The sequence below is a fragment of the Pseudomonadota bacterium genome, from assembly GCA_010028905.1.
GTDB lineage: Bacteria > Vulcanimicrobiota > Xenobia > RGZZ01 > RGZZ01 > RGZZ01.
The window spans coordinates 1-1,110 of the sequence record RGZZ01000905.1 but is presented as its reverse complement, the minus strand read 5'-3'; the positions used below and the strand labels follow the sequence as shown (position 1 = coordinate 1,110).

Here is a 1,110-nt window from a genome sequence, read left to right as displayed (position 1 = left end):
GGTGATCTCCGACTACGAGCGGTACCCCGAGTTTCTCCCGGAGGTGAAGAAGATCCGCACCATGAACCGCCGCGGCAATGAGGTCGACGTGCAGTACGAGGCCGAGGTGGTGAAGGTGATCAAGTACACCGTTCACATGAAGGAAGAGGGGCCGAAGAAGGTCAGCTGGTCCTTCATCGACGGCGAGTTCATGAAGGACAACAAGGGCGGCTGGGTGCTCGAAGACCTGGGCAACGGCACCACGAAGGCCACCTACAGCATCGAGGTCGAGGTCGGCATGCTGGTGCCCAAGACGATCGTCAACGGTCTGGTCGACAGCCAACTCCCCAGGCTGCTGGAGAACTTCAAGAAGCGCATTGAGTCACAGAAGAAGTAATTCCCTGCCTTTTCAGCGGGTTGGGTGCGCGGGCCGACGGAAAGATCGGGGCGAGCGGTTGAAGGTGCTGGAACGCTGGTTAAGATTTGAACGTCGTTTTCCTTCAAGGCCCCCATGCTCGACACCTACATCATCGAAGAGCTGAAGCGGCGCGAGCGGGAACGGGCTCAAAAGGAACGTCAGCGCCCGTCGATTGAGATCCCCGTCGCTCCACGACGTGACGAAGAAGAAGATCGCCGCTCGGAGCGTGAAGAGACGCCCAACAGCGGGGTCGTTCACATTCAGCTCTTCTAAAGGCTGAAACCGCGCGCGACGACGTGAACCCCTTCCTCGCGCTGTTCAACACCGCGCGTCGCCGGCCACTTCGGGTCTACCACGACGAGGCGTATCGCTTGCCCATCTCCGGGGCCGAAGCGGGGCCGTACGCGCTCGAGACCCGTCGCTCTGATGACGCCGTGCACTACCTGTTGTCGGTCAGGGCGATCGCGCGGGTCGACGTCATCAACCCCGAAACCGTGAGCTACGAAGATCTCGCGCGGGTGCACTCCCCTGAGTACCTCGAGTCGCTGCACCAGCCGGAGACCCTCGCGCAGATCTTCGCCGTCGACCCGAGCGACGTGTTCGTCGACGAAGTGCTGCGCACGCTTCGTCTGGGCGTCGGGGGCACGGTCGAGGCCGCGCGGTATGCGGTGCGCCACGGTCGAGCCGCCATCAACAGCTTTGGTGGCTTTCAC

3 protein-coding genes are annotated in these 1,110 nt (G+C 62.2%); all 3 read left to right on the top strand.

The window, feature by feature from the left end; translation table 11 throughout:
- On the top strand, positions 1-376 hold a 376-nt coding region (locus tag EB084_26270; GenBank protein ID NDD31769.1), incomplete at its 5' end, for an SRPBCC family protein.
- Between the two features lie 114 nt (positions 377-490).
- Complete coding sequence (locus EB084_26265; protein NDD31768.1) at positions 491-670, top strand: hypothetical protein; 180 nt, start codon at positions 491-493, stop codon at positions 668-670.
- A 23-nt stretch (positions 671-693) separates the two neighbouring features.
- Positions 694-1,110 (top strand): histone deacetylase (locus EB084_26260; protein ID NDD31767.1); only part of this gene is annotated, 417 nt, incomplete at its 3' end.

Bases quoted from the DNA above. Each gene is read 5' to 3' on its own strand.
- EB084_26265 (NDD31768.1), top strand. From the start codon at position 491: ATGCTCGACACCTACATCATCGAAGAGCTGAAGCGGCGCGAGCGGGAA.